Origin of the sequence: Desulfoferula mesophila (genome assembly GCF_037076455.1) — a bacterium.
In the GTDB taxonomy this organism is placed as follows: domain Bacteria; phylum Desulfobacterota; class Desulfarculia; order Desulfarculales; family Desulfarculaceae; genus Desulfoferula; species Desulfoferula mesophila.
Map to the genome: position 1 here is coordinate 4,350,149 of NZ_AP028679.1, position 21,636 is coordinate 4,371,784.

Annotated in this window: 25 protein-coding genes and 2 pseudogenes; 18 read left to right on the top strand and 9 right to left on the bottom strand. The window is 67.5% G+C overall.

Features of this window, described 5'->3' with window-relative positions; translation table 11 throughout:
• The first annotated feature begins 79 nt into the window (after positions 1 to 79).
• From AACH32_RS20155 to AACH32_RS20165, 3 genes are read left to right on the top strand one after another with little or no spacing between them, the layout of a single operon-like run.
• Positions 80 to 874: an enoyl-CoA hydratase/isomerase family protein gene (locus AACH32_RS20155; protein ID WP_338603646.1), complete on the top strand. Its 795-nt coding sequence runs from the start codon at positions 80 to 82 to the stop codon at positions 872 to 874.
• Positions 867 to 1,487 (top strand): hypothetical protein, encoded by a 621-nt coding sequence (locus AACH32_RS20160; protein WP_338603649.1) that lies wholly within the window; start codon positions 867 to 869, stop codon positions 1,485 to 1,487. Before AACH32_RS20155 ends, AACH32_RS20160 begins: the two co-directional genes overlap by 8 nt.
• A gap of 3 nt (positions 1,488 to 1,490) precedes the next feature.
• The gene (locus AACH32_RS20165) at positions 1,491 to 2,021 is read left to right on the top strand and encodes a YIP1 family protein (protein ID WP_338603652.1); all 531 of its coding nucleotides are present in this window, start codon (positions 1,491 to 1,493) and stop codon (positions 2,019 to 2,021) included.
• A gap of 71 nt (positions 2,022 to 2,092) precedes the next feature.
• On the opposite strand, the gene AACH32_RS20170 is transcribed toward AACH32_RS20165, so the two are convergent.
• Complete coding sequence (locus AACH32_RS20170; RefSeq protein ID WP_338603654.1) at positions 2,093 to 2,305, bottom strand: FmdB family zinc ribbon protein; 213 nt, start codon at positions 2,303 to 2,305, stop codon at positions 2,093 to 2,095.
• 149 nt (positions 2,306 to 2,454) lie between these two features.
• Here AACH32_RS20170 and AACH32_RS20175 point away from each other — a divergent pair, with 149 nt between their 5' ends.
• Positions 2,455 to 3,873 (top strand): sigma-54 dependent transcriptional regulator, encoded by a 1,419-nt coding sequence (locus AACH32_RS20175; protein WP_338603656.1) that lies wholly within the window; start codon positions 2,455 to 2,457, stop codon positions 3,871 to 3,873.
• A 14-nt stretch (positions 3,874 to 3,887) separates the two neighbouring features.
• Positions 3,888 to 4,652, top strand: a complete 765-nt coding sequence (locus AACH32_RS20180) for an alpha/beta fold hydrolase (RefSeq protein WP_338603660.1) — start codon at positions 3,888 to 3,890, stop codon at positions 4,650 to 4,652.
• A gap of 19 nt (positions 4,653 to 4,671) precedes the next feature.
• Here AACH32_RS20180 and AACH32_RS20185 read toward each other — a convergent pair whose 3' ends face one another.
• Complete coding sequence (locus AACH32_RS20185; RefSeq protein WP_338603662.1) at positions 4,672 to 5,178, bottom strand: NUDIX hydrolase; 507 nt, start codon at positions 5,176 to 5,178, stop codon at positions 4,672 to 4,674.
• Complete coding sequence (locus AACH32_RS20190; protein ID WP_338603664.1) at positions 5,175 to 5,480, bottom strand: hypothetical protein; 306 nt, start codon at positions 5,478 to 5,480, stop codon at positions 5,175 to 5,177. Before AACH32_RS20190 ends, AACH32_RS20185 begins: the two co-directional genes overlap by 4 nt.
• A 193-nt stretch (positions 5,481 to 5,673) precedes the next feature.
• Between AACH32_RS20190 and AACH32_RS20195 the strand changes: the two genes are divergently transcribed.
• Positions 5,674 to 6,525: a hypothetical protein gene (locus AACH32_RS20195; protein WP_338603666.1), complete on the top strand. Its 852-nt coding sequence runs from the start codon at positions 5,674 to 5,676 to the stop codon at positions 6,523 to 6,525.
• Here the strand turns inward: AACH32_RS20195 and AACH32_RS20200 are convergent.
• Positions 6,506 to 6,733, bottom strand: a pseudogene (locus AACH32_RS20200) (IS1 family transposase); the annotation flags it as partial. The gene AACH32_RS20195 and the pseudogene AACH32_RS20200 overlap by 20 nt on opposite strands.
• A gap of 128 nt (positions 6,734 to 6,861) precedes the next feature.
• On the opposite strand from AACH32_RS20200, the gene AACH32_RS20205 reads away from it, so the two are divergent.
• Together AACH32_RS20205 and AACH32_RS20210 are read left to right on the top strand one after the other, a co-directional pair.
• Positions 6,862 to 7,665 (top strand): enoyl-CoA hydratase/isomerase family protein, encoded by an 804-nt coding sequence (locus tag AACH32_RS20205; protein WP_338603669.1) that lies wholly within the window; start codon positions 6,862 to 6,864, stop codon positions 7,663 to 7,665.
• A gap of 2 nt (positions 7,666 to 7,667) precedes the next feature.
• The gene (locus AACH32_RS20210; RefSeq protein WP_338603672.1) at positions 7,668 to 8,333 is read left to right on the top strand and encodes a nitroreductase; all 666 of its coding nucleotides are present in this window, start codon (positions 7,668 to 7,670) and stop codon (positions 8,331 to 8,333) included.
• Positions 8,334 to 8,339: 6 nt separating this feature from the next.
• On the opposite strand, the gene AACH32_RS20215 is transcribed toward AACH32_RS20210, so the two are convergent.
• The 5 genes from AACH32_RS20215 to AACH32_RS20235 form a co-directional block, all read right to left on the bottom strand.
• Positions 8,340 to 9,038 carry a Crp/Fnr family transcriptional regulator gene (locus tag AACH32_RS20215; protein ID WP_338603675.1) on the bottom strand — a complete coding sequence of 233 codons (699 nt, stop codon included), beginning with the start codon at positions 9,036 to 9,038 and terminating at the stop codon, positions 8,340 to 8,342.
• Positions 9,039 to 9,135: 97 nt separating this feature from the next.
• Positions 9,136 to 9,360 carry a DUF2905 family protein gene (locus tag AACH32_RS20220; protein WP_338603677.1) on the bottom strand — a complete coding sequence of 75 codons (225 nt, stop codon included), beginning with the start codon at positions 9,358 to 9,360 and terminating at the stop codon, positions 9,136 to 9,138.
• A 131-nt stretch (positions 9,361 to 9,491) separates the two neighbouring features.
• Complete coding sequence (locus AACH32_RS20225; protein WP_338603680.1) at positions 9,492 to 10,061, bottom strand: OsmC family protein; 570 nt, start codon at positions 10,059 to 10,061, stop codon at positions 9,492 to 9,494.
• Positions 10,062 to 10,264: 203 nt separating this feature from the next.
• A complete protein-coding gene (locus AACH32_RS20230) occupies positions 10,265 to 10,579 on the bottom strand; it encodes a hypothetical protein (RefSeq protein WP_338603683.1) in 315 nt (104 codons plus the stop codon).
• Positions 10,576 to 10,938 (bottom strand): hypothetical protein, encoded by a 363-nt coding sequence (locus AACH32_RS20235; RefSeq protein ID WP_338603685.1) that lies wholly within the window; start codon positions 10,936 to 10,938, stop codon positions 10,576 to 10,578. The genes AACH32_RS20230 and AACH32_RS20235 overlap by 4 nt, the downstream gene beginning before the upstream one ends.
• 128 nt (positions 10,939 to 11,066) lie before the next feature.
• Between AACH32_RS20235 and AACH32_RS20240 the strand changes: the two genes are divergently transcribed.
• The 10 genes and pseudogenes from AACH32_RS20240 to AACH32_RS20285 all read left to right on the top strand — a co-directional run bounded on the left by AACH32_RS20240 (position 11,067) and on the right by AACH32_RS20285 (position 21,635).
• A complete protein-coding gene (locus tag AACH32_RS20240) occupies positions 11,067 to 11,993 on the top strand; it encodes an NAD-dependent epimerase/dehydratase family protein (RefSeq protein WP_338603687.1) in 927 nt (308 codons plus the stop codon).
• A 55-nt stretch (positions 11,994 to 12,048) separates the two neighbouring features.
• The gene (gene deoC, locus AACH32_RS20245; protein WP_338603690.1) at positions 12,049 to 12,951 is read left to right on the top strand and encodes a deoxyribose-phosphate aldolase; all 903 of its coding nucleotides are present in this window, start codon (positions 12,049 to 12,051) and stop codon (positions 12,949 to 12,951) included.
• Positions 12,933 to 14,264 carry an alkaline phosphatase family protein gene (locus AACH32_RS20250; RefSeq protein ID WP_338603693.1) on the top strand — a complete coding sequence of 444 codons (1,332 nt, stop codon included), beginning with the start codon at positions 12,933 to 12,935 and terminating at the stop codon, positions 14,262 to 14,264. Before deoC ends, AACH32_RS20250 begins: the two co-directional genes overlap by 19 nt.
• 33 nt (positions 14,265 to 14,297) lie before the next feature.
• On the top strand, positions 14,298 to 15,641 hold the full coding sequence (locus tag AACH32_RS20255) for an acetyl-CoA hydrolase/transferase family protein (RefSeq protein WP_338603695.1): 1,344 nt from the start codon (positions 14,298 to 14,300) through the stop codon (positions 15,639 to 15,641).
• Between the two features lie 196 nt (positions 15,642 to 15,837).
• Positions 15,838 to 15,927, top strand: coding sequence for an SbtA family thio(seleno)oxazole RiPP natural product precursor (gene sbtA, locus AACH32_RS20260; RefSeq protein ID WP_338603698.1), 90 nt, complete (start codon positions 15,838 to 15,840; stop codon positions 15,925 to 15,927).
• A gap of 200 nt (positions 15,928 to 16,127) precedes the next feature.
• A pseudogene (sbtA, locus tag AACH32_RS20265) lies at positions 16,128 to 16,220 on the top strand (SbtA family thio(seleno)oxazole RiPP natural product precursor); the annotation flags it as partial.
• Positions 16,221 to 16,241: 21 nt separating this feature from the next.
• Positions 16,242 to 16,412, top strand: a complete 171-nt coding sequence (locus AACH32_RS20270; RefSeq protein ID WP_338603701.1) for a hypothetical protein — start codon at positions 16,242 to 16,244, stop codon at positions 16,410 to 16,412.
• 65 nt (positions 16,413 to 16,477) lie between these two features.
• Positions 16,478 to 17,929 carry a thio(seleno)oxazole modification radical SAM maturase SbtM gene (sbtM, locus tag AACH32_RS20275; protein WP_338603703.1) on the top strand — a complete coding sequence of 484 codons (1,452 nt, stop codon included), beginning with the start codon at positions 16,478 to 16,480 and terminating at the stop codon, positions 17,927 to 17,929.
• A 206-nt stretch (positions 17,930 to 18,135) separates the two neighbouring features.
• The gene (gene cooS / locus AACH32_RS20280) at positions 18,136 to 20,106 is read left to right on the top strand and encodes an anaerobic carbon-monoxide dehydrogenase catalytic subunit (protein WP_338603705.1); all 1,971 of its coding nucleotides are present in this window, start codon (positions 18,136 to 18,138) and stop codon (positions 20,104 to 20,106) included.
• 191 nt (positions 20,107 to 20,297) lie between these two features.
• Positions 20,298 to 21,635, top strand: coding sequence for a hypothetical protein (locus AACH32_RS20285; protein ID WP_338603708.1), 1,338 nt, complete (start codon positions 20,298 to 20,300; stop codon positions 21,633 to 21,635).
• Position 21,636: the final 1 nt, after the last annotated feature.

The window sequence follows — 21,636 nt, forward strand, 5'->3', positions numbered from 1 at the left end:
GCAAGGCCGCCATGTCTTGACGGCCCCCGGCGCTCGGCCTATGCTGGAGGCCTGCATAAGTCTAGCTTGAGGAGATGGCATGGCCGAGTACGAAACGCTGCTGGTCCAGGACCACGGTCCGGTGCGCCAGATCACCCTGAACCAGCCCAAGATGTTCAATCCCCTGGATTACTCCAGCGGGCCCGAGCTTATCCTGGCCCTGGAAAAGGCGGGGGCCGACCCGGCGGTGCGCGCGGTGGTGCTCACCGGGGCGGGCCCGGCCTTCAGCGGCGGGGGCAACGTGCGCGAGATGGCCAAGGCCCTGGCCGCCGGCGAGAAGATCAGCCTGTTCTTCTCGGAGCTGGCCGCGATTTTGCACCGCTCCATAAGCACCCTGCGCCGCCTGCCCAAGCCGGTGGTCTGCGCCCTCAACGGGGTGGCCAGCGGCGGGGGCCTCGGCTGGGCCCTGGGCTGCGACCTGGTGGTGGCCAGCACCAAGGCCAGCTTCGATCCCGGCTACATCCGCATCGCGGTGAACCCAGACGGCGGCAGCACCGCCCTGCTCACCCGGGTATTGGGCCTGCAAAGGGCCAGCGCCTTCTTCATGCTCTCGGAGGCCATCGACGCCCCCACCGCCCTGGCCTGGGGATTGGTCAACCGGGTGGTGGAGCCCGAGGCGCTCTTGGACGAGGCCTTGGCCCTGGCCCAGCGCCTGGCCCAGGGACCGGCCGCCGCCCTGGCCCAGACCAAGGCTCTGTTGAACCAGGCCCTGTTCGGCGACCTGGAGACGGTGATGGAAAACGAGCGCCAGGGCCTGTGCCGCCTGAGCGACCAGCCGGACTTCGCCGAGGGCATCGCCGCCTTTTTTGAAAAAAGGAAGCCCAAGTTTGCCTGAGACCTCCTACGACCAAGCCCAAGGCCCCCAGGCCCCGCCGCCCATCCAGATGCCCTGGGAAAACCCCGGCGCGGGGGCCAAGGCCTTTTTCGCCACCATGTACGGCATCATGGCCAAGCCCCGCTGGGCCCTCTCCGCCCGGCCGGCGGCCTCTTGGCCCCGCTGGGTCGTCTTCGCGGTGGGCATGTGGCTGCTGGTCTTTTTGGCCCGCTACCTGTTCATCTTCGCCTGGAGCCTGGAGGAAACCGGCGGCGGCATATCGGTGCTGCTGCTGGGCCTGATGGGCATGTTCATTCAGGCGGCGATCTTTTTGCCCATCTACAGCGGGGCGGTGCACCTGACGCTGCGCATCCTGGCCAAGAACGGCCCCTACCCGCCCTTTCCCCTGGTGCTGCGCCTGGTGTGCTACAGCCAGGTGACCACCGCCGCCCTATTGGTGCCCATGATCGGCATCTTCGCCCACCTGCTGTGGAACATCTACGTGCTGGCCGTGGGGCTCAACGTGGGCCTGGGCCAGGACAAGCGCAGCGCCATCCTGAGCGTGGTGCTGCCCATGGTGGGCTTTTTCCTGCTGGGCATGCTTTTGGCCGGTCTGAGCCTGGGCGGGGCCTAGGACGTGGAAACCGCCCGCCGCCCCCTGGCCTGGGAAGTCCTGCAAGGCCCCCTATGGGGCCTGCCCGCCACCTGGTGGGCGGTGTGCCGCCATCCCTATGCCGCCTTCGCCGAGGCGCGCCGCGGCGGCCTGCTCCGGGCCGCGCTCTTCGCGGTGATCTGCACCCTGCTGCCCATGGCGGTCATGTGGCCCCTGGGGCTCTCCCCGGCCGGGCCGGTGCCCTGGCTGGTGCTGTTGGGCTTCATGCCGCTCAACGCGGCCATCATCCACGTGATGTTCATGGCCCTGGGCGCGGCGGGCAAGAACCTGGGCGACACCCTCAGGGTGGCTTGTTACGCCCAGGGGCCGGCGCTGCTCACGGTGATCCCCGTGGCGGGCCTGGCCGGCTTCGCGGTGTGGAACCTGGTGATCCTGGTCTACGGCCTGGCCGCCGCCCACCGCACTCCGGTGCGCCTGTCGCTGGTGGCCAACCTCATCCCGGTGGTGTTCTCCCTGGCCCTGTCCCTGTCCGGGGCCGGGGCGCTGTTCCAATAAAAAAACCCCCTCCCGGCGGGAGGGGGCATTGGGGGCTCTCGGCGCGAACCGCGCCGACGGGTTTAGCCCGCTCAGGAAAAGCCCGAGCCGCCGCAGCCGGAGCTGGAGGAGGCCGCCGCCCCGGCCAGGGAGTCCAGCCCCTTGCCCGCCGAGCTGAAGCAGCTCATCAGGCGCTCCTTTTTCTTGGAGCCGCACTTGGGGCATTCCACCGAATCGGGGCTGCCCATCACTAGGGCCTCGTACTCATGGCCGCATTTACCGCATTTGTATTCATAGATGGGCACTTCGTTTCCTCCGCTTGGTCATTGGTATAAATGATAAGCAGGAATCGTTGTCTGTCAAGGCAAGGGCCCGGAAGGGGCCGCCCTTGTAAAACGCCTCCCCATATCCGACAATGAATGCCGTCGCGACCCCCATTCGGTAAAGGAAACCCATGGCCGCCAACCCTCCCATAGCCCTGTTGCAGGTGAGCGGCGACAAGGCCCGGGGCCGGGCCATGCAAAAGTGGCTGCAAGGCCGCGACGTGGAAGTGAGCCTGGCCGCCGGCGCCCAGGAGGCCCTGGCCCTGGCCGACCAGAGCTATTTCGACCTGGCCCTTCTGTCCGACCCCCTGGGCGGCGAGCCCGTCGCTCCCCTGCTGGAGCGCTTTACCCAGCTTTTTCCCGCCACGGTGGTCACCGTGTTCAGCGACCGGCCCCAGGCCCGGGAGGCGGTGTCCGCCCTGCGCCGGGGGGCCTTCGACTACGTGGCCACCCCCCGAAACCGCGAGGAGCTGTGGGCCGTGGTGGAGGCGGCCCTGGAGCATCGCAACCACCGCCTGCGGCCCCCCGCCCAGGCCCGTCCGGCGCCCCCCGCCTATGACGTGCAACATCTGATGGGCCAAAGCAGGGCCATCCAGCAGGTGTTCCGCCTGATCCTCAAGGTGGCCCCCAGCGACAGCACGGTGCTCATCCTGGGCGAAAGCGGCACGGGCAAGGAGCTGGTGGCCCGGGCCATCCACCACCATTCGCCCCGGCGCGACGCCCCCCTGGTGTCGGTGAACTGCGGGGCCATTCCCGGCGAGCTGTTGGAGAGCGAGCTGTTCGGCCACGAGCGGGGGGCCTTTACCGGGGCGGTGCGCAGCCGGGTGGGGCGTTTCGAGCTGGCCCAGGGCGGCACCATCTTTCTGGACGAGATCGGCGACCTGCCCCCCCATCTCCAGGTGAAGATTCTCCGAGTGTTGCAGGAGCACGCCTTCGAGCGGGTGGGCGGCACCCGCACCATCCAGGTGGACCTTCGGGTGGTGGCCGCCACCAACCAGGACCTGGCCGCCCAGGTGGCCGCCGGCGAGTTCCGCGAGGACCTTTACTACCGCCTCAACGTGGTGCCCATCACCGTGCCCCCCCTGCGCCAGCGGCGCAGCGACATCCCCCTGTTGGGCCGCTTCTTTTTGGAGCGCCTGCACCGGGAGAAGGGCCTGGGGCCCAAGACGCTGCACCCCGAGGCGGCCGAGCGCCTGCTGCGCTACGACTGGCCGGGCAACGTGCGCGAGTTGGAAAACCTCCTGGAGCGCCTGGTGGTGCTGGCCGAGGGCGAGGTGATCGGCCCCGAGGACCTGCCCCCCTCCCTGGGCCGGGAGCGGCTCCTGGCCCCGGAGGCGCCGCCCCCGGCGGAGCTGCCCCCCGGCGGCCTGGACCTGAAGGAGACCCTGGGGCAAGTGGAGCGGCGGCTCATCGCCCAGGCCCTGGCCCAGAGCGGCGGGGTCAAGGCCCAGGCCGCCGCCCTGTTGGGGCTCAACCGCACCACCCTGGTGCAAAAACTCAAGAAGATGGGCGGCCCGCCCCCCGGCGGCGCCGACCCCGGCGATAACTAAGGGAGGCAAAGCAAATGTGGCAACAGCACCTGGCCGGGCGCGACATCGGCCTCTATCTGGGGCGCGGCGGTTTCGATCCCGCCCGGCCCAGCCTGCTGCTCATCCACGGGGCGGGCGGCCGGGGCGAGGCCTTTCTGCCCCAGCTGAGCAACCTCAAGGAGATCAACGTGGCCGCCCTGGATCTGCCCGGCCACTTCGCCACCCCCGGCCCCGGCATGCGAAGGGTGGGCGACTACGCCGAGTGGGTGGGCGAGTTCCTGGCCGCCGGTCCGCTGAGGCCGGTGGTGCTGGGCCACTCCATGGGCGGGGCCATCGTGCAGGAGCTGGCCCTGACCCATCCCGAGCTGATGCGCGGGGTCATCCTCATGAGCACCGGGCCCCATCTGCCGGTGAACCCGGCCCTGCTGGCGGCCATACTGCAGGACTTCCCCAGCGCGGTGCGCACCATGGTGGGCTGGGCCTACAGCAAGGAGGTGGACCCCGCCATCCTGCGCCAGGGGGTGGAGCAGATGGGCCAGAACGATCCCCAGGTGCTGCACGGCGATTTGTCCGCCTGCGACGCCTTTGACAGCACCGAGCGTTTGGCCGGGCTGGGCCTGCCCACCCTGATCGTGGTGGGCGAGCGGGACAAGATGACCCCGCCCGAGCTGAGCCGGGCCATGGCCCAGGCCATACCGGACGCCGAGCTGAAGATCATCGAGGGCGGCAGCCACATGTTGCAGTTGGAAAAGTTCCGGGAGGCCAACCAGGCCATCGCCCAGTTCATGGGGCGTTTTTAGCCCGCATATCCAAGGATGGCTAGATAAGCCCCGCCAGGCCCATGACCGGCGCCAGGGAGGGGCAGGCCCGGGCGGGGTCGGCGGCCAGGGCGCGGGCCTGGTCCAGGCTGAACAGCCCCATCTCGGCGATCTCCTCGGGGTCGGGGAAGGGCTGCCTGTCGCTTTGGGCGCTAAACACCCCGGAAAACTCGCCCTGGGTGGCCGGGCCGGCGGGCACCTTGCCCACATAGGTCAGCACCAGGCTGAGGCCCAGCTCCTCTTGCAGCTCCCGCCGGGCGGCCGTTTCGTAGTCCTCGCCGGGGTCCACGTGGCCGCTGGCCGAGGAAGTCCACAGGCCGGGGTAGGTGTCCTTGGCCGCGCTGCGCCGTTGCAGCCACAGGCGTCCCTCGGAGTCGAACACCAGCACGTGCACCGCCCGGTGCAGCAGGCCCTCGCGGTGCACCCGCCCACGGGGGGCCACGCCCACCTGGCGGTCGTCCTCATCCACCACGGGCAGCAGTTCGTCGGGGTTTTGGGCCGGGCTCATCGCAGCTCGGCCAGGCGCTGGCTGAAATAGGGCCCCAGCTCGGGGGGCACCAGGCAGCGGCGGCGATAGGACAGGTCGGGGTCGTGCAGCTCCAGCCACAGGCCGTCCCGTTCGTGGCGCAGGCTGACCCCGGCCCCCGGCCGGGCGGCCAGGCGGGCGGCCTCCTGGGCCAGCGAGCGATAGAGCTGGTAGAGCCGGTGCACCCGCCCGCCCCGCTGCCCGGCGAAACGGGCGAAGTGCCGGTTGCGGCTGGGCGGGTCCGGGTCTTGCAGCAGGGCCAATACTTGGTCGAAAACGCTCATAAGCTCTAGGGCGCGCCGGTTGGGGTTTTTGTTCTTGAACCTTAAATATAACCCATGGAGCCCGCCCCTTCCCACCCTGCCGGTCGGCTGGTAGTGGGTCAGTTTGAATGAGAGGACGGCCAGAAGTGCACATTGACACCAGGGGCACTCTTTCCTATGGTAATTCTGGGGGAATTGCAAGGGGGAGGAGATCATGGAAAAAGTCAACGTGATGCCGCTCTATGGGCTAGGGTCTGCGATTGGCAGGCTTCTAACGCAATGTTTTGCTGGATCAAAAATGATGTTCGCTATCCCGGCGCTTGCGGAGGCGCGTAGCCAACTTGCGTTTTTTTCGGCATATAAGCAAACTCCCCCGCTTAGTGCCGAATCTGCCAAGGGGCTTTTGGCAGAAATAGAAAGCGCCTTGCCCAAGGCTGACGAACAACATCCTGAACCCCACCTAATGACAGAAGATCAAGCCAACCGTCTTATTTACTCAATCGTGCATTTCCAAGCGGTTTTGGCGACCGAATTACCACGCGCCAATATTTTTTATACCACCCCCAAGCGCGCCTATGACATGACCCTACTCATCAATCGGGGCGAAAGCATTTTATCCCCGGAGGCTCTTAGTGCCTTAGACGCGGGGAACCGGGATTTAGTTGTTCAGGATATTCGAGAAGCCACCAGGAGCCTTGCGTTTGATATTCCTACTGCCGTTGGTTTTCATATATTCCGCGCCATTGAAACGATTATCAAAAAAGAGTATTTCCCCCTCTTGGCCATAAAGGCAGAAAGCAATAATCTTGGGCAGCACATTAACCACCTAAAGGCGGCTGAAGTTGACGAAAAAATATTAGGGACGCTACGCAACATCAAAGATTATTATAGGAATCCAATATCCCACCCGGAAGAGTTCTGGGACCTAGACGATGCCGAAAGCGCCCTAATGTTGGCCGTTCATGCGATTACGGTCATACTCCAAGACATTAGCACCAGAATGGGGCAGTTACCGTTACAAGAGCCACCCATACAAGAGCCACCCACTACTGATCCAACAACTTAGCAATCTCCACCAACTCCCAAACATGGCCACTGATACCCGCTTCCATAGCGGGGGTTACTCTAAGCGTCCGATGAATGCGGGCGAAATTGTAGTGCATGAAATGCAGACTCGCCTAAGCCGCAAGTTTCTCCCACTTCTTGGAAAAGCCGTTAGTTAGGCGAGTAAAGCGCCTCATGCTCATACGCATGGTCAAGTCCTGGCGCTCTACATAATCTGGTAAAAATATAGCCGGTCTGGCTTGGCTTTGCTGGTTGCGACGGAGCACCCGGGCGGCTTGCCCCCTGCCGCCGCCTGTGGCAAGCTTGAGCCTCGTTCACCATGAAGGCAAGGAGCCCCATGAACCGCACCCCCGCCTATGTGCGCCTGGACCGCCGGGGACCGGTGGTCACCGTGACCATGGACAACCCGGTCACCTTGAACGGCATGGACGACGAGATGGGCCCCCGCCTGGCCCGCACCCTGGAGGGCCTGGCCCGGGATCCCGAGGCCCGAGTGGTGATCCTCACCGGGGCGGGGGGCAACTTCAGCGGAGGGGGCAACCTCAAGCGGGCGGCCGCCTTTTTGGAAGAGCACCCCGGCCAGGGGGCGGGCGAGATTTTCGCCAACTACCTGCAGTACGTCATCCGGGTGGCGCTGGCCATCACCGCCCTGCCCCAGCCGCTCATCTGCGCGGTGGAGGGGGCCTCCTCCGGCGCGGGCCTGAGCTGGATGGCCGCCGGGGATCTGGCCGTGGCCGCCGAGGACGCCCGGCTGGTGCCCGGCTTCGTCAAGGTGGGCCTGGTGCCCGGCGCGGGCGGCACCTACCACTTCGCCCATCTTTTCGGCCCCGCCCTGGCCGCCGAGCTGTTCATGCTGGGAGACGCCATGACCCCCGCGCGGGCCCATGAGCTGGGCCTGGTGACCCACCTGGCCCCGCCCGGCGCGGCCCTGGCCAAAGCCCACGAGCTGGCCCAGCGCCTGGCCGAGGGCCCGGCCCAGGCCCTGGCCGCCACCAAGCGCCTGCTGGGCCGGGCGGTGCGCGGCGGCCTGGCCCCCCATCTGGAGCTGGAGCGCCAAGGCGTGGTGAGCGCGGCGGACGACCCGGAGTTCGCCGTGCGGGTGCGGCGCTTTATGAACCGACACGCCCCCAAGGAGAAGTGAGCATGGATTATCAGCAAGTGGTGGAGAGCCGTCATTCCTGCCGGAGTTTCAGCGACGCCCCGGTAACCGCCGACCAGGTGGCCCAGATAGCCGCCCTGGCGGCCAAGGCCCCTTCCTGGGGCAACACCCAGCCCTGGAAGCTTACCGCCGTGGGCGGCGACAAGGCCAAGGAAATCCGCCGCCGCCTGGTGGAGGCCATGCGCGCCGAGCGGCCCCAGGAGCCGGACATCGCCATGCCCATGAGCTTCGCCGACGACATGAGCGCCCGCTACAAGGACCTGGGCCGCGCCCTGTTCAAGGTGTTGGGCATCACCCGGGACGACGCCGACAAGCGCGCCGCCCACTACGCCAACAACTTCGGTGGCTTCGGCGCGCCCTGCCTGCTGTTCGTCACCGTGCCCCGGGGCCAGACCGGCTACGCCCTGTTCGACGCCGGGGCCTTTACCCACGGCCTGTGCCTGGCCGCGGCCAGCCTGGGCCTGGGCACCGTGATCCTGGCCGCCCTGGCCCGCTATCCCGACCAGGTGCGGGCGGTGGTGCCCATTCCCGAGGATCAGGAGCTGGTCATCGGCGTGGCCCTGGGCCATCCCGACCCCCAGGCCCCGGTAAACGCCTTCCGCAGCCAACGGCGTTCCCTGCCGGAGATGCTGGCCACCTTCGATCTGTAAGGGGAATCAGGCCGGAGCCACCACCAGGTTTTTGCCCCGCTGCACCACCGCGCCCGCCTCGCGCAGGGCCTTCATGGCCCGGGTGATGCTCACCCGGTGGGCCCCCACCAGGAAGCTGAGTTCCTCGTGGGTGAAGGGCATGGCCAGCTCCCGGCCCTCCTTGGCCGGGCGGCCGTGCTCCCGGGCCACCTGCCACAGCACCTGGTGCAGGCGCTCCTCCAGGTGGGTGGCCGACATGCTGCCCACCCGCTGGGTGAGGCTGTCGATGCGCGCGCTCAGGTTGCGGATCACCTGCAGGCCGATGTTGGGGTGCTCAAGCACCAGGTTCTCGAAGCCCTCGCGGGTGAAGCCGCAGGTCAGGGTTTCCTCCAGGCACACCGCGCTCAAGGGGAACTCCTCCTCAACGGTGAGCATGCCCTCGCCCAGGAAATCCCCGCCGCCCCGGATGTCCAGGATGAGCTCGTTGCCCTCCAGGGTGACCTTGCACAGCTTGACCCGCCCGGCCTTGATGAGGAACATGCGCCGGGCCGCCTCGCCCTGGGCGAAGATCGTCTCCCCCTTGGCGTAGCGGCGGCGCTGGGCCGCCTGGGTCAGGGCCTCCATCTCCGGCGGGGTCAGGTTGGCGAAGACCCACAGGCTGCCCAGGCAGACCGGGCTCAGCTCCATGCCGTCCCCGGCCAATTTCTGACACAAACAAGAACTCATGACCCCTCGCCGTCTCGGGTTGGCTTTGGCTCCAGCTAAAATGATGCCACGCCGGGAGCCCTAAGTCTGTAGCCAAGGCTACAACCCCGGCCCGCGCCTAGCGCCGGAAAAGCCAGAAGATCAGGGTGAGCAGCAGGCTGATGAGGATGCTGGTGCCCAGGGGAAAGTAGAAGGAGAAGTTCTTGCCCCGCCAGGAAAAGTCGCCGGGCAGCTTGCCCAGCCAGCTGAAGATGCCCAGCTTGGGGCCCAGCCACAACAGCGCCCCCAGCCCGGCGAGGGCCAGGCCCAGGATCACCAACAGCTTGCCCAGTTGGGGGTTCATGCTCCGCTCCCTAGATGACGCCTTTAACTATGGCCCAGCGCCGCTCGGGGAGCAAGGGGCGGCGCCGTCCGGGGACCGGGGCGCGGGGGAGGTGACTCAGCTCTTGGTGGTGAACATCAGTCCATCCGGGGCTAGGCCCTGTCCAACTCCACCTTCACCGGGGCCGAGCGGGTGATGGTGTTGAACACCGGCGAGTATTTCTGGGCGGTCTGGATCATCTCCTCCTTTTGGGCCTCGCTTACGTCGGCGTCAATCTTGAAAAACACCCTGATGGCCTGGTAGCCCACCGGGACTTCCTCGGATATCCCCAGGAAACCGCGCAGGTCGATGTCCCCTTCATACCTGGATTGCACCCCCCTGATCTCAATACCCTTGGCCGAGGCGTGCGCCACCATGGAGGTGGTCAGGCAGCCGGACAAGGCGACCAGGAGGTATTCCACGGGATTGGTCCCAGCGTTGGTACCCAGGAGGATGGGGGGCTCGTCCAAGTGGAAGACCACCGCGTCCCGCGCGTCGTCCTCCTGCAGAGCGCCGTAGAAGTCCTTGACCGTGGCCTGGCTGTGCGTGCCGCCGACCCACTGGTTCTTGGCCCTGAACTTGAACTTGGCGATTTCGGCGTTGCCCTTGATTTGCTCGATGGTCGCGAATAATTGGTCTATGTTGATTCCATTGACGGTTTTCGGATTCCCTGAACCTGCCATTTTGCCCTCCCAACTGCGGTTAAGGCCGAAGAGGTTGTCCTCCAACCCCTTTCTATAATTATAATTTTACGCATATCTTTCACATGAGAACAGGCTTCCGCCCGAAATAATAAACGGGGAGCAAGGGGGCGGCGCCATCCGGGGACCGGGGCGCGGGGGAGGGGTTTACGCCCGCCCCGGACGGCGCCGCTTTGATGGCTTGGCTAGGCCGGGGCTTGGCCCTCGGCCCTCAGGCCCTGGGCCGCGGCCAAAATCTTGAGCTTGACCGCCGCGGGCAGGCGCAGCTTGTTTTCCCGGGTGCAGGGCACCGCCGCCCCGCCCAGGGGGCTGCTCACCTCGCTCCACTGTTGCAGCACGTAGTCCAGCACCTCGTCGTTGAGCACCCCCTCCTGGCCCCGGCAGCGGCGCTCCATGGCCACCATGGTGGCCGAGTCGACGCGGCGCAGGCTGAAGGTGGAGCCGTCCACCGTGAGGTCGAAGCGTTCCTCGGGGTCGATGATCTGCACGCCCTGGCTCATGTTTTCTCTCCGGGCTGAAATTGGGGACTTTGGGCCCGCCGCACCAGGCGGCGGCGGACGGCGACGGGCAGGCGCAGGGCGGCGGCGGGGCTGTAGGGAACCGGCTCGCCCTCCGGCCCCGACACCCCTTCCCAGCCCACCAGCGCGTGGGCGGCCAGGGCCGCTTCCAGGGCCTGGGGGGGCAGCCAGGGGCGGGGTCCCCGGCCCTGGTCGGCGGGCAGCAGGCAGAGCTGTTGACGCTCGATGGCGGCCAGGGCCCCCAGGGACAGGCGGCGATAGTAAAACACCGCGCCGCCCAGGCTGAGGGCCTGGCGCTCGTCGGGGTCCACCAAGACCAAGGTTGTTTGCCGCTCGCTCATGTTGCCTGTTATAAGGGCGCCAAGGGGCGCGGCCCAGGGAAGGGCCTCGCAAAAACGCCGCCGCCCGGCGGCGCGGCGCTCCTATGGTAAAATCGGCCCTAGAGCATCGTGCAACGAGGAGAAGGCGCATGAAAATTCTGGTCACCGGCGGGGCGGGCTTCATCGGCAGCCAAGTGGCCCAGGCCTACCTCCAGGCCGGACATCGGGTGACGATCCTGGACGACCTTTCCACCGGCAAGCAGGAAAACCTGCCGCCCGAGGCCGAATTCGTGCGGGCGGACATCGCCTCGCCCCAGGCGGCGGAGCTGGTGGCCCGGGGCGGCTTCGGGCTCATCAACCACCACGCGGCCCAGATCTCGGTGCCCGCCTCGGTGGCCGACCCGGTTGACGACGCCCACAGCAACGTCATGGGCCTATTGAACCTGCTGGAGGCGGGGTGCCGGGCCAAGCTGGAGCGCTTCATCTTCGTCAGCAGCGGGGGCGCGGTGTACGGCGAGATGGAGGGCGCCCCGGTGGACGAGTCCTTCCCGGCCCGGCCCATGAGCCCCTACGCGGTGGCCAAGCTCTCCGGCGAGCTGTACCTGGATTACTACGCCGCCCAGCACGGCCTTAGCTCGGTGGTGCTGCGCTACGCCAACGTCTACGGACCCCGCCAGATCCCCCACGCCGAGGCCGGGGTGGTGGCCATCTTCATGGACTGCCTGGTGGACGGCCACGAGCCCACCATCTACAGCCCCGAAGACCTGCCCGGCGGCATGAAGCGCGACTACACCTTCGTGGGCGACGTGGTGCGGGCCAACCTGGCCGCCCTGGAGCGGGGACAAGGCGTCTACAACATCGGCACCGGGGTGGCCAGCGACACCCTGACCATTTGGGAGGCGGTAAAAAAAGCCGCGGGCCGGGAGATGGCCCACCATATGGGCCCGGCCCGGGCCGGGGACATCCGCTACAGCGCCCTGGACTGCGCCAAGGCGGCCCGGGAGCTGGGCTGGCGGCCCGACTACGACCTGGCCCGGGGCATGGCCGAGACCTGGGCCTGGCGCCAACGACGCTAGACCAAGCAACGCCGCCCCCGGACGCCCGGCGAAACCGGTAAACAAGGAGCCCTCCATGGCCATGGTCAAACTAAAAGCAGTGGACAACCGTTTCCAGGCCGACGTCTGGGAGCAGGCGCTGATCGCCGAAGGCGTCGACTTTCGTTTGCGCACCTTTCAGGACACCGCCTATGACGGGCTCTATGTGAGCCAAAAGGGCTACGGCGTGTTCTACGTGGAGGAGGCGGAGCTGGAGCGGGCCGAGGCCCTCTTGGAGGCGCTGGCCGGAGAGGAGCCCCCCGGTCTGGACAGCGCGGCGGCCCTGGCCGGGGTGATCGAGCACACCCTGCTCTCCCCCGAGGCCGGGGAAAAGGAGCTGGAGGCCCACCTGGAGCAGTGCCGGGAGATGGGCTGCGTGGCCGCCTGCGTCTCGCCCTGGATGGTGCCCCTGGCCGTGGAGGGGCTCAAGGACAGCGGCGTGGCGGTGTGCAGCGTGGTGGGCTTCCCCCTGGGCACCCAGAGCCTGGCCACCAAGCTGGCCGAGGCCAACGAGCTGGCCGAGGCCGGGGCCACCGAACTGGACATGGTGCTCAACCGGGGTCTGGCCCTGGGCGGGGCCCTGGGCCGGGCGGTGGACGAGGCCGCCCAGATCGCCCAGGCCATCGCCCCGGTCCGCCTCAAGGTGATCCTGGAGACCAATGAGCTGGGCCCCGAGGCCAGCGCCCAGGCGGCCCAGGCCCTGGCCCTTTGCGGCGCGGCCTTCCTCAAGACCGGCTCCGGCTACTTCGGCCCGGCCACGCTGGCCGATGTGGCCCTGTTGGCCGACAACGGCGGCGGCCTGGGCATCAAGGCCGCCGGGGGCATCAAGAGCCTGGACAGCGCCCTGGCCCTGTTGGAGGCCGGAGCCACCCGCCTGGGCACCAGCAGCGGCTGGGACATCTTCCGCCAGGCGCAGGAACGTTGGTCCCAGGAAGACTGATCTTCCTGGGCCTGGACGGAGTGGGTCTGGACCTGGCCGCCTCCCTGGCGGGGCGCGGGATCATGCCCCACCTGGGTCGGCTGTTGGAGCGGGCGGGGGCCTGGGCCACGGCCAGCCCCCTGCCCGAGGTCTCGCCGGTGTGCTGGACCAGCCTGTTCAGCGGCCAGGGGCCGGGCGGCCACGGCATCTACGGCTTCGCCGCGCCGGTGAAGGGCTCCTACCGCATCACCCCCTGCGATTCCACCATGGTGCGCGCCCCGCGCCTCTGGGAGCTGGCCGACCGCGCCGGACTCACCTCGGTGGTCCTCAACGTACCCCTAACCTACCCCGCCGCGCCGCTCCGGGGCTCCATGGTCAGCGGCTTCGTCACTTTGGACCTGGCCCGGGGGGTGCACCCGCCCTCCCTGCTGCCCCGCCTGATGGCCATGGGCTACCGCCCCGAGGCCGAGTTGGACACCGGACGCCACGACCCGGCGGCCCTGCTGGCCGACGTGTCCCGGGCCCTGGCGGTGCGCCTGGAGCTGTTCGAGCAGACCTGGGACGACCCCTGGGATTTGTGGGTGGGAGTCATCACCGACACCGACCGGGTAAACCACTTCGCCTGGCCCGCCCTGTGGGAGCCGGAGCACCCCCTGGCTCCCGCCGCCCTGGATATCTACCGCCAGGTGGACACACACATCGGTCGCCTGTGGGCCCGCTTCGGCCCCCAGGTGGAGGCGGGCGAGATCGGCCTGATGCTGGCGGCGGACCACTCCTTCGGCCCCATCGTCAGCGAGGTGTATTTGAACCAATGGCTCATGGCCGAGGGCTATTTGGTGATCGAGGGCAGCCCGCCCCACGAGCGCATCCTGCCCGCCACCAGGGCCCTGGCCCTGGACCCGGGGCGCATCTATCTGCATTGGGCGGGGCGCTTCCCGGACGGCAGCCTCACCCCCGGCCCGGAGGCCCAGCGCCTGCTGGGGGAGATCGCGGGCAAGCTCAAGGCCCTGCGCTTCACCCGCCTGACCCAGGGGCCGGGCGGCCCCAGGCTGGAGAGCCAGGCCCCGGTGGCCCGGGTGCATTTGGGCCAGGAGCTGTACCACGGCCCCCAGGCGGCCCACGCCCCGGACCTGGTGGCCGAGCCCGCGCCGGGCTACAGCCTCAGGGGCGGCCTGGACCGGGCCGGGGTATTCGGCCTGAGCCACCTCACGGGCACCCACCGCCCCCAGGGCGGGTTGGCCCTGATGCTGCCCGAGCCGGAGGACAAGCCAACCGAACTAACCGGGCTGTGCGGGCTGATGGCCGCCGCCCTGGGCCTCGCCGCCGGAGACTGAGGCCGGTTCCCGCCTGGCCGGGGCCGTGCTACAATGCCCGCCAAAACCGCGCCCACTCAAGCCCGCGAGGAGCCCATGTACACCGAGGAATATCGACGCAAGCTGGTCAGCCCCGAGGAGGCCGCCGAAGCGGTGCCCGAGGGCGGCGCCCTGATCCACGGCCTGACCATGGCCGAGCCCCCCGCGCTCTTGGGCGCCATCGCGGCGCGGGTGGCCGCCGGCGGGCTGAGCGAGCTTACCGTCTATTCCCTGCTGCCCACCAAGACCGCCTGCGAGAGCATCCTGGCCCCGGAGCTGTGCAACGCGGTGAAGGCCTACACCTGGTTCGTCAGCGCCTGCGACCGTGACCTGGTGGACGAAGGCGTGGAGGATTTCATCCCCTGCCACTTCCACCAGGTGCCCCGGCTCATCAGCGACGGCCCGCCCCTGGACGTGTGCGTCACCACGGTGTCGGCCATGGACACCCACGGCTTTTTCAGCCTGGGCACGGCCAACGACTTCACCTCCACCGCCGCCCGCAAGGCCGGCAAGCTCATCGTGGAGGTGAACCGCAACATGCCCCGGGTCTTCGGCCAGAGCCTGGTGCACATCTCCGAGGTGGCCCTTATCGTGGAAAACCACGTGCCGGTCCGGCCCTTCATGGACGGCCCGGCCCTGCCGGAGGACTGCGTGATCGGCCAAAAGGTGGCCGAGCTGGTGCCCAACGGGGCCACCCTGCAACTAGGGGTGGGCAGCCTGCCCGGCGCGGTGGCCGACTACCTGATGGACCACAAGGACCTGGGGGTGCACACCGAGGTGTTCGGCCCGGCCATGGCCAGGCTGATCCAGAAGGGGGTCATCAACGGGCACCGCAAGAGCCTGCACCCCTATCTGCACGTGTACACCGTGGCCCAGGGCGACGCCGACATGCTGGCCTTCATGCACAACAACCCCTCCATGGCCTCCTTCCCGGTGTCCTACGTCAACCACCCCCAGGTCATCGCCCAAAACCGGCGCATGATCTCCATCAACAGCCTGATCCAGGTGGACCTCACCGGCCAGTGCAACGCCGAGTTTTTGGCCGGGCACCAGATCAGCGGCACCGGCGGGCAGCTGGACTTCGTGCGCGGGGCCTACGACTCGCCCGGCGGCAAGTCCATCCTGGCCTTCCGCTCCACGGCCCGCGGCGGCAAGATCAGCCGGGTGGTGCCCCGCCTGGAGCTGGGCGCGGCGGTGACCACCCCGCGCATGGACGCCCACTACCTGGTCACCGAGCACGGGGTGGCCAACCTCAAGGGCATGTCCACCAAGCAGCGGGCTCAGGCCATCATCGGCCTGGCCCACCCCGACCACCGCGAAGACCTGTCGCGCGAGGCCCGCAAGCTGCACCTGGCCTGATCCCCGGCCCGCCCGGCGGATCGCGATCCTTTCCTTGCTCCGGCCATGGCCGGGCATCTCTTGCCGCGCCCGCTTGACTCTCCCGCCGAATCCCGTTCAGAATATATATTGACGATCGCATCGCCTGTATTTAATCGGCGCGGCCGATAACTAGTTGGCGCGTTTGACCGCCGACCCATATCTCCGGAGGTCGAAGGTGGACAAGCAAACCCTGAAGAAATTCTTGGCCGGGCTGTGCATCGCCGCCCTGGCGGGAGGCGCTGGCCTGGCCGGCTGTTCCAGCTGAAGCGGCAACGGCGGCACCGGTGGTGCCGACCAAAAGAAGGAACAGCCTCAAGGCGGGGGCGAGGCCCAAAAGGCCCCGGCCAAACCCGCCCAGGACTGAGTGAGGCGGCCCCCTCCCAGGACTTGGGCGGGGGCTGGGCCTGAAGCACGGTTTTAAACGCCGCTCCGTTCGGAGCGGTTTGAAGCAAAGGGAGGCATGCCTTGGACAACCAAAAGCTCAAGAAAATCCTGGCCGGGCTGTGCGTTACCGGCCTGGTGGCGGGCACCGGCCTGGTGGCCGGGGCCGCCAGCGGATGAAGCGGCAAGAGCGGCGCCGTGAGCGCCGACCAGGCCAAACAGCAGGCGGAGCAAACCGCCGACCAAACCAAGCAACAGGCGGAACAGGCCGCCAAGGACGCGGCCCAGCAGCAGACGGACAAGATGAAGGGCGACGCGGCCAAGCAGGCCCAGGACCAGATGAAGCAGGCGCCCGGCGGCGCCAAGTAGAACCTTTCCTGCCCCCGCGGCGCGCCGGCGGCCCTGGCCATCGGCGCGCCGTTTTTTGAGTTACAATGCCCAGCATGTCACCCAGCGAGCCATACCAAAGCGACCTGGAGCGCCTGCGCCGCGCCCGCGCGCGGGCCGCGGCGGCCGAGCCGCCCCGGCCCGGCCAGAGCCTCGGCCTGAACCCCACCCTGGTGGTGGAAGAGGTGGCCTGGCGCGGCCTGCCGGAGCGCCTGGCGGCGCAGGACGCGCCCGAGCCCCAGGCGGCCTCGCAACCGGTCTACGTGGGGGCCTGGCGCGCGCCGGGGGGCGAGGTACGCCTGGCCGAAATGGAACAGCCCCGGCTGCTGGCCCTCAAGGTGGCGGCCGAGGGCCTGGACCCCTTGGAAACCGCCCGCCAGGCCGGGTCGCCGCCCACGGTGGTGCTGGACGCCCTGGATTTGGCGGCCAAGGAGGGCCTGCTGCTGCGGCCGCCCTCGCTGCTGGCCCGCGCCGCCCCCCAGGCCGGGCCGGCAGTCTCGGACGAGTTTTTGCGCGCCGACTGGTTCACCCTGCAATGGCACATCACCCAGGCCTGCGACCTCAACTGCCGCCACTGCTACGACCGCTCGGACCGACCGCCGGTGGACCTGGCCCGGGGCCTCCAGGTGCTGGACCAGTTGGCCGCCTTTTGCGCCGCGCGGCGGGTGCGGGGCCAGGTGTCGTTCTCCGGGGGCAACCCCCTGCTGCACCCCGACTTTTTGACCCTCTATGGGGCGGCGGTGGAGCGCGGCCTGGGGGTGGCCATCCTGGGCAACCCCTGCGGCGAGGCCAAGCTGGCGGAAATCCTGGACATCGCACCGCCAGCCTTTTACCAGGTGAGCCTTGAGGGCCTGGAGCCGCACAACGACTACATCCGGGGCCGGGGCCACTTCCTGCGCACCAGCGCCTTCCTGGATCTGCTCAGGGAGGCGGGCGTACGCTCCATGGTCATGCTCACCCTGAGCCGGGACAACCTGGACCAGGTGATTCCCCTGGCCCGCCTGCTTCGGGGCAAGGTGGACCAGTTCAACTTCAACCGCCTGGCCCCAGTGGGCTCCGGGGCGGCCCTGGCCATGGCCGACCCGGATGACTTCCGCCGCTTTTTGGCCGACTACGCCGCCGAGGCGGCCGAGAACCCCGTATTGGGCCTCAAGGACAACCTGCTCAACCTTCATTACGAACAAGAGGGCCTGCCTCTTTTCGGCGGCTGCACCGGCTTCGGCTGCGGCGCGGCCTTCAACTTCCTGGCCCTGCTGCCCGACGGCCAGGTGCACGCCTGCCGCAAACTGCCCTCCCCGGTGGGCGATCTCTATCAGCAGGGCCTGGGCGAGATCTACGACGGCGAGGCGGCCCGCCGCTATCGGCGGGCCCCCGAGGCCTGCGCCCCCTGCCGCCTGCGGGCGGTGTGCGGTGGCTGCCTGGCCGTGGCCCACGGCGCGGGCCGGGACGTTTCTACCCAGCGCGACCCCTTTTGCTGGCTAAGCGGCCCCCTGGCCTGAGCCGCCTATTTATTTTCTACCCCTTGTAAGGAATTGTTATCATTAGCCTCTAATTCGGACGGCCCTTTGGGGACAGAAAAAAGCGCCTAACTCGTTGGCATAACGCAACTTTCATAACTATACTTTTAAAGTAGGATAATACCGGTATGAAACCGGCTGTGGAGGCCTTCGAGCTTCCGCCCCACCTCCTAGAAAAAGGACGTGTTATGAGCAAAAGCGACAAGCTGCAAGACCTGAACAGCCTGAACCCGGCCGACGTCACCATCTGTGAAACCACCCAAAAGATGTTGGCCAAGGCTCATCGCGACGGCGTGGAAACCGCCTTTGACCGGGCGGCCAACATGAAGGCCTGCCCCATCGGGGAAAAGAGCGCCTGCTGTAAGCACTGCGCCATGGGCCCCTGCCGTCTCAACGCCAAGGACCCCTACTCCAAGGTCGGGGTATGCGGAGCCACCATCGACACCATCCAGTCGCGCAACTTTGCCCGCATGGTGGCCTCGGGCACCGCCTCCCACACCGACCATGGCATGGAGATGCTCAACCTGTTCAAGGGCGTGGTGAGCGGACACATCAAGGACTACGAGATCAGCGACACCGAGAAGCTCATCCAGGTGGCCGGCGAGTTGGGCATCGCCACCGAGGATCGCGAGGTGTTGGACATCGCCCGCGACCTGTGCGCCGAGATGGAAAAGACCTACACCCAGATCGAGGGCGAGCTGCCCTTCATCAAGCGCGCCCCCAAGAAGACCCAGGAGATGTGGCGCGAAGCCGGGGTGGTGCCCCGGGGCGCCATGCGCGAGATCATGGAGATCACCACCCGCACCCACATGGGCATGGACCAGGACCACACCAACCTCATCAAGCAGATCAACCGCACCGCCTTGGCCGACGGCTGGGGCGGCTCCATGGTGGCCACCGAAATCGGCGACATGCTCTTCGGCACCCCCTACCCCGTGGTGGGCGAGGTGAACATGGGCGTGCTCAAGGAGGACGAGGTCAACATCATCATCCACGGCCACGAGCCCAACCTGTTCGACTCCATGCTGGCCTCGGTGAACGACCCCGAGCTGATCGCCAAGGCCCAGGCCTCGGGGGCCAAGGGCATCAACCTGGTGGGCATGTGCTGCTCCGGCTTGGAGATGCTCTCGCGCCGGGGCGTGCCCCACGCGGGCAACTTCATGAGCACCGAGGCCATCCTGGTAACCGGCGCGGTGGACGCCATGGCCGTGGACGTGCAGTGCATCAAGCAGGGCCTGGCCAAGGTGGCCGACTGCTACGGCACCAAGCTGTTCACCACCAACCCCAGGGCCCACATCGAGGGCGTGCCCCACATCGAGTTCGAGGAGGACTACCCCCGCGAGTGCACCGACACGGTGGTGGAGATGGCCATCAAGCGCTATGCGGGCCGCACCGCCCCCATCGACATCCCCAAGCGCAAGGACAAGGGCGTCTTCGGCTTCAGCCATGAGTACATCAACTACATGCTGGGCGGCACCTTCCGGGGCAGCTACACCCCGCTCAACGACAACATCATCAACGGGCGCATCCGCGGCGTGGCCGGGGTGGTGGGCTGCACCAACCCCAGGGTCAAGCAGGACTACGTGCACGTGGAGCTGGTCAAGGAGCTGATCAAGAACGACATCCTGGTGGTGCAGACCGGCTGCTCCCAGATATCGCTGGCCAAGGCGGGGCTCTTGACCCCCGAGGCGGCCCACCTGGCCGGGCCGGGCCTGGCCGAGGTCTGCGAGACCGTGGGCATGCCCCCGGTGCTGGGCCTGGGCGCCTGCGTGGACAACAGCCGCATCCTCACCGCGGTGTGCAACATGGTGGCCGCCGGCGGCCTGGGCGATTCCATCGCCGACCTGCCCGTGGCCGGCGCCGCGCCGGAGTGGATGAGCGAGAAGGCCATCGCCATCGGCCAGTACTTCGTGGCCTCAGGCGTGTACACCATCTTCGGAGTCACCTTCCCCATCGTGGAGCAGACCAAGTTCTACAAGCTGATGTTCGAGGACCTGGAGAAGCAGGGCATGGGCAAGTGGGACTTCGCGGTGGACCCCCACGACATGGCCGCCAAGATGATCGCCCACATCGAGAAGAAGCGCGCCGCCCTGGGCCTGGACAAGGACAAGGAGCGGGTGCTGGTGGGCATGGACGACCGCCGGGCCATCGAGGCCTAACCCTCCCTCAGAACCAACCCCAGGCGGGGCCCCACCGGGCCCCGCTTTTTTTGGCTCCCAGCCCCCCGCGACCGGGCGGCCGGAGCGGGGCTTGGGGGAGGGGCCGGGCATGTGCTATATATGGTCTAGGCCCGCCGGGGGATCGCCCGCGGCGGCCCCAGACCCCTAACCCCAAGCCAAATATGGGAGCCATGCTCGACCCCAGCAAACCCCAGCCACTGGATGTCACCGATTTCACGGGATATATCAACTCCTGCCTGGAGCTGGCCCAAGCTCGCCTCAAGGGCTTTGCCAGCCTGGAAGCGGTGGCCCAAGCCGAAGACGAACTGAACGCCTACACCCGCCTGGAAGGCCTGGAAGAGCCCCGCGACATCTTTGTCAGTGACGAGGAAAGCATCAGCCCCCGGGACATCGAGCGCGCCGCCCTGGCCCTGTTGGACGGCAAGGTCCTCCTGGAGCACACCTGCGCCGGGGAGGCCACCCGCCTGGGTCTGGGCACCAAGTACCTGCTCAACCCCCGCCTGGACCTGGACGGAGAGACGATGCGCCGGCTCACCGGGCAGGAGTCCTGGCCGGTGGACCCTCTGGAGCTCAGCTCCATGAGCCTGGGCCGCCGCCACATGCTGCAGCTGGCCTGGGATCTCAGCAACCTGGCCGGTGACTTCGGGCGCGACCCGGCCCAGGTGCTCAAAAAGCAGCCCCTTTTGGTCATCGTCAACGAGGCCTCGGTCACCAGCGTGGAGCTGGACTTCATGGAAGCCGGATATTACGGCTTCGATCCGGCCAAGGTCTTCTTCATGGTGCAGAAATCCTTCCACGGCTTCGACCTGGGCCCCCAGGGATGGTTTTACGACAACTCCTCGCCCCGGCGGCTGCACAATCACGGCCACATGCTGATGCAGACCACCATGGACGGCCAGGTCTACCGCAACGAAAACGGCGACAAGGAGCGTCTGGCCTGGCTCACCTTCCGCGATTTCCTGAGCCAGATGGAAGACAAAATCTCCTTCAACATCGAGGACCTGGACTACCTGAGCCAGTCCCTGGACATGACCGGACTGGCCACCGCGCTCAAGCTGGGCGAGCAGGGGGCGCGCATGGTCATGGAGGTGGTGACCAACCACCCGGAAAACCCGCAAAAGGGCGGGGCCTGTTTCTGGGACCCGGCCCTGAAGCGCAACGTGATGATCGAGTCCTTCCAGCTCAAGGGCATCGACCATTCCGAGATCGTCTACCTCAACAAGAACATCAATCACTACCCCCACCCCGCCGTGGCCCTGGGCACCCTGCGCGAGCGGGGCATATCCATGCCCGTCACGGTCAAGGAGGGGTTCCTCTATTTCCAGCCGGTGCAGGGCGATTTGAACTTCCTTCTGCCCACCGCCTACGTGCGGCGCAAAAACCTCAAGCCCATCCATTCCTGGAAATCCGGCGCCAACACCATCGCCGCCCTGGAAGCCATGGCCCAACAAGAGAAGCGCCCCGGCTTTTTACAGTGGGCCAGCGAGCTTACCGGGTTGAAGCTATAGC

Coding starts and splice junctions, on each gene's coding strand:
- AACH32_RS20210 (WP_338603672.1), top strand. CDS start 7,668: ATGGATTATCAGCAAGTGGTGGAGAGCCGTCATTCCTGCCGGAGTTTC.
- AACH32_RS20185 (WP_338603662.1), bottom strand. CDS start 5,178: ATGAGCCCGGCCCAAAACCCCGACGAACTGCTGCCCGTGGTGGATGAG.
- AACH32_RS20190 (WP_338603664.1), bottom strand. CDS start 5,480: ATGAGCGTTTTCGACCAAGTATTGGCCCTGCTGCAAGACCCGGACCCG.
- AACH32_RS20255 (WP_338603695.1), top strand. CDS start 14,298: ATGCCCGCCAAAACCGCGCCCACTCAAGCCCGCGAGGAGCCCATGTAC.
- deoC (WP_338603690.1), top strand. CDS start 12,049: ATGGCCATGGTCAAACTAAAAGCAGTGGACAACCGTTTCCAGGCCGAC.
- AACH32_RS20180 (WP_338603660.1), top strand. CDS start 3,888: ATGTGGCAACAGCACCTGGCCGGGCGCGACATCGGCCTCTATCTGGGG.
- AACH32_RS20225 (WP_338603680.1), bottom strand. CDS start 10,061: ATGGCAGGTTCAGGGAATCCGAAAACCGTCAATGGAATCAACATAGAC.
- AACH32_RS20230 (WP_338603683.1), bottom strand. CDS start 10,579: ATGAGCCAGGGCGTGCAGATCATCGACCCCGAGGAACGCTTCGACCTC.
- AACH32_RS20240 (WP_338603687.1), top strand. CDS start 11,067: ATGAAAATTCTGGTCACCGGCGGGGCGGGCTTCATCGGCAGCCAAGTG.
- AACH32_RS20195 (WP_338603666.1), top strand. CDS start 5,674: ATGGAAAAAGTCAACGTGATGCCGCTCTATGGGCTAGGGTCTGCGATT.
- AACH32_RS20205 (WP_338603669.1), top strand. CDS start 6,862: ATGAACCGCACCCCCGCCTATGTGCGCCTGGACCGCCGGGGACCGGTG.
- AACH32_RS20285 (WP_338603708.1), top strand. CDS start 20,298: ATGCTCGACCCCAGCAAACCCCAGCCACTGGATGTCACCGATTTCACG.
- AACH32_RS20215 (WP_338603675.1), bottom strand. CDS start 9,038: ATGAGTTCTTGTTTGTGTCAGAAATTGGCCGGGGACGGCATGGAGCTG.
- sbtM (WP_338603703.1), top strand. CDS start 16,478: ATGCCCAGCATGTCACCCAGCGAGCCATACCAAAGCGACCTGGAGCGC.
- cooS (WP_338603705.1), top strand. CDS start 18,136: ATGAGCAAAAGCGACAAGCTGCAAGACCTGAACAGCCTGAACCCGGCC.
- AACH32_RS20220 (WP_338603677.1), bottom strand. CDS start 9,360: ATGAACCCCCAACTGGGCAAGCTGTTGGTGATCCTGGGCCTGGCCCTC.
- AACH32_RS20175 (WP_338603656.1), top strand. CDS start 2,455: ATGGCCGCCAACCCTCCCATAGCCCTGTTGCAGGTGAGCGGCGACAAG.
- AACH32_RS20155 (WP_338603646.1), top strand. CDS start 80: ATGGCCGAGTACGAAACGCTGCTGGTCCAGGACCACGGTCCGGTGCGC.
- AACH32_RS20235 (WP_338603685.1), bottom strand. CDS start 10,938: ATGAGCGAGCGGCAAACAACCTTGGTCTTGGTGGACCCCGACGAGCGC.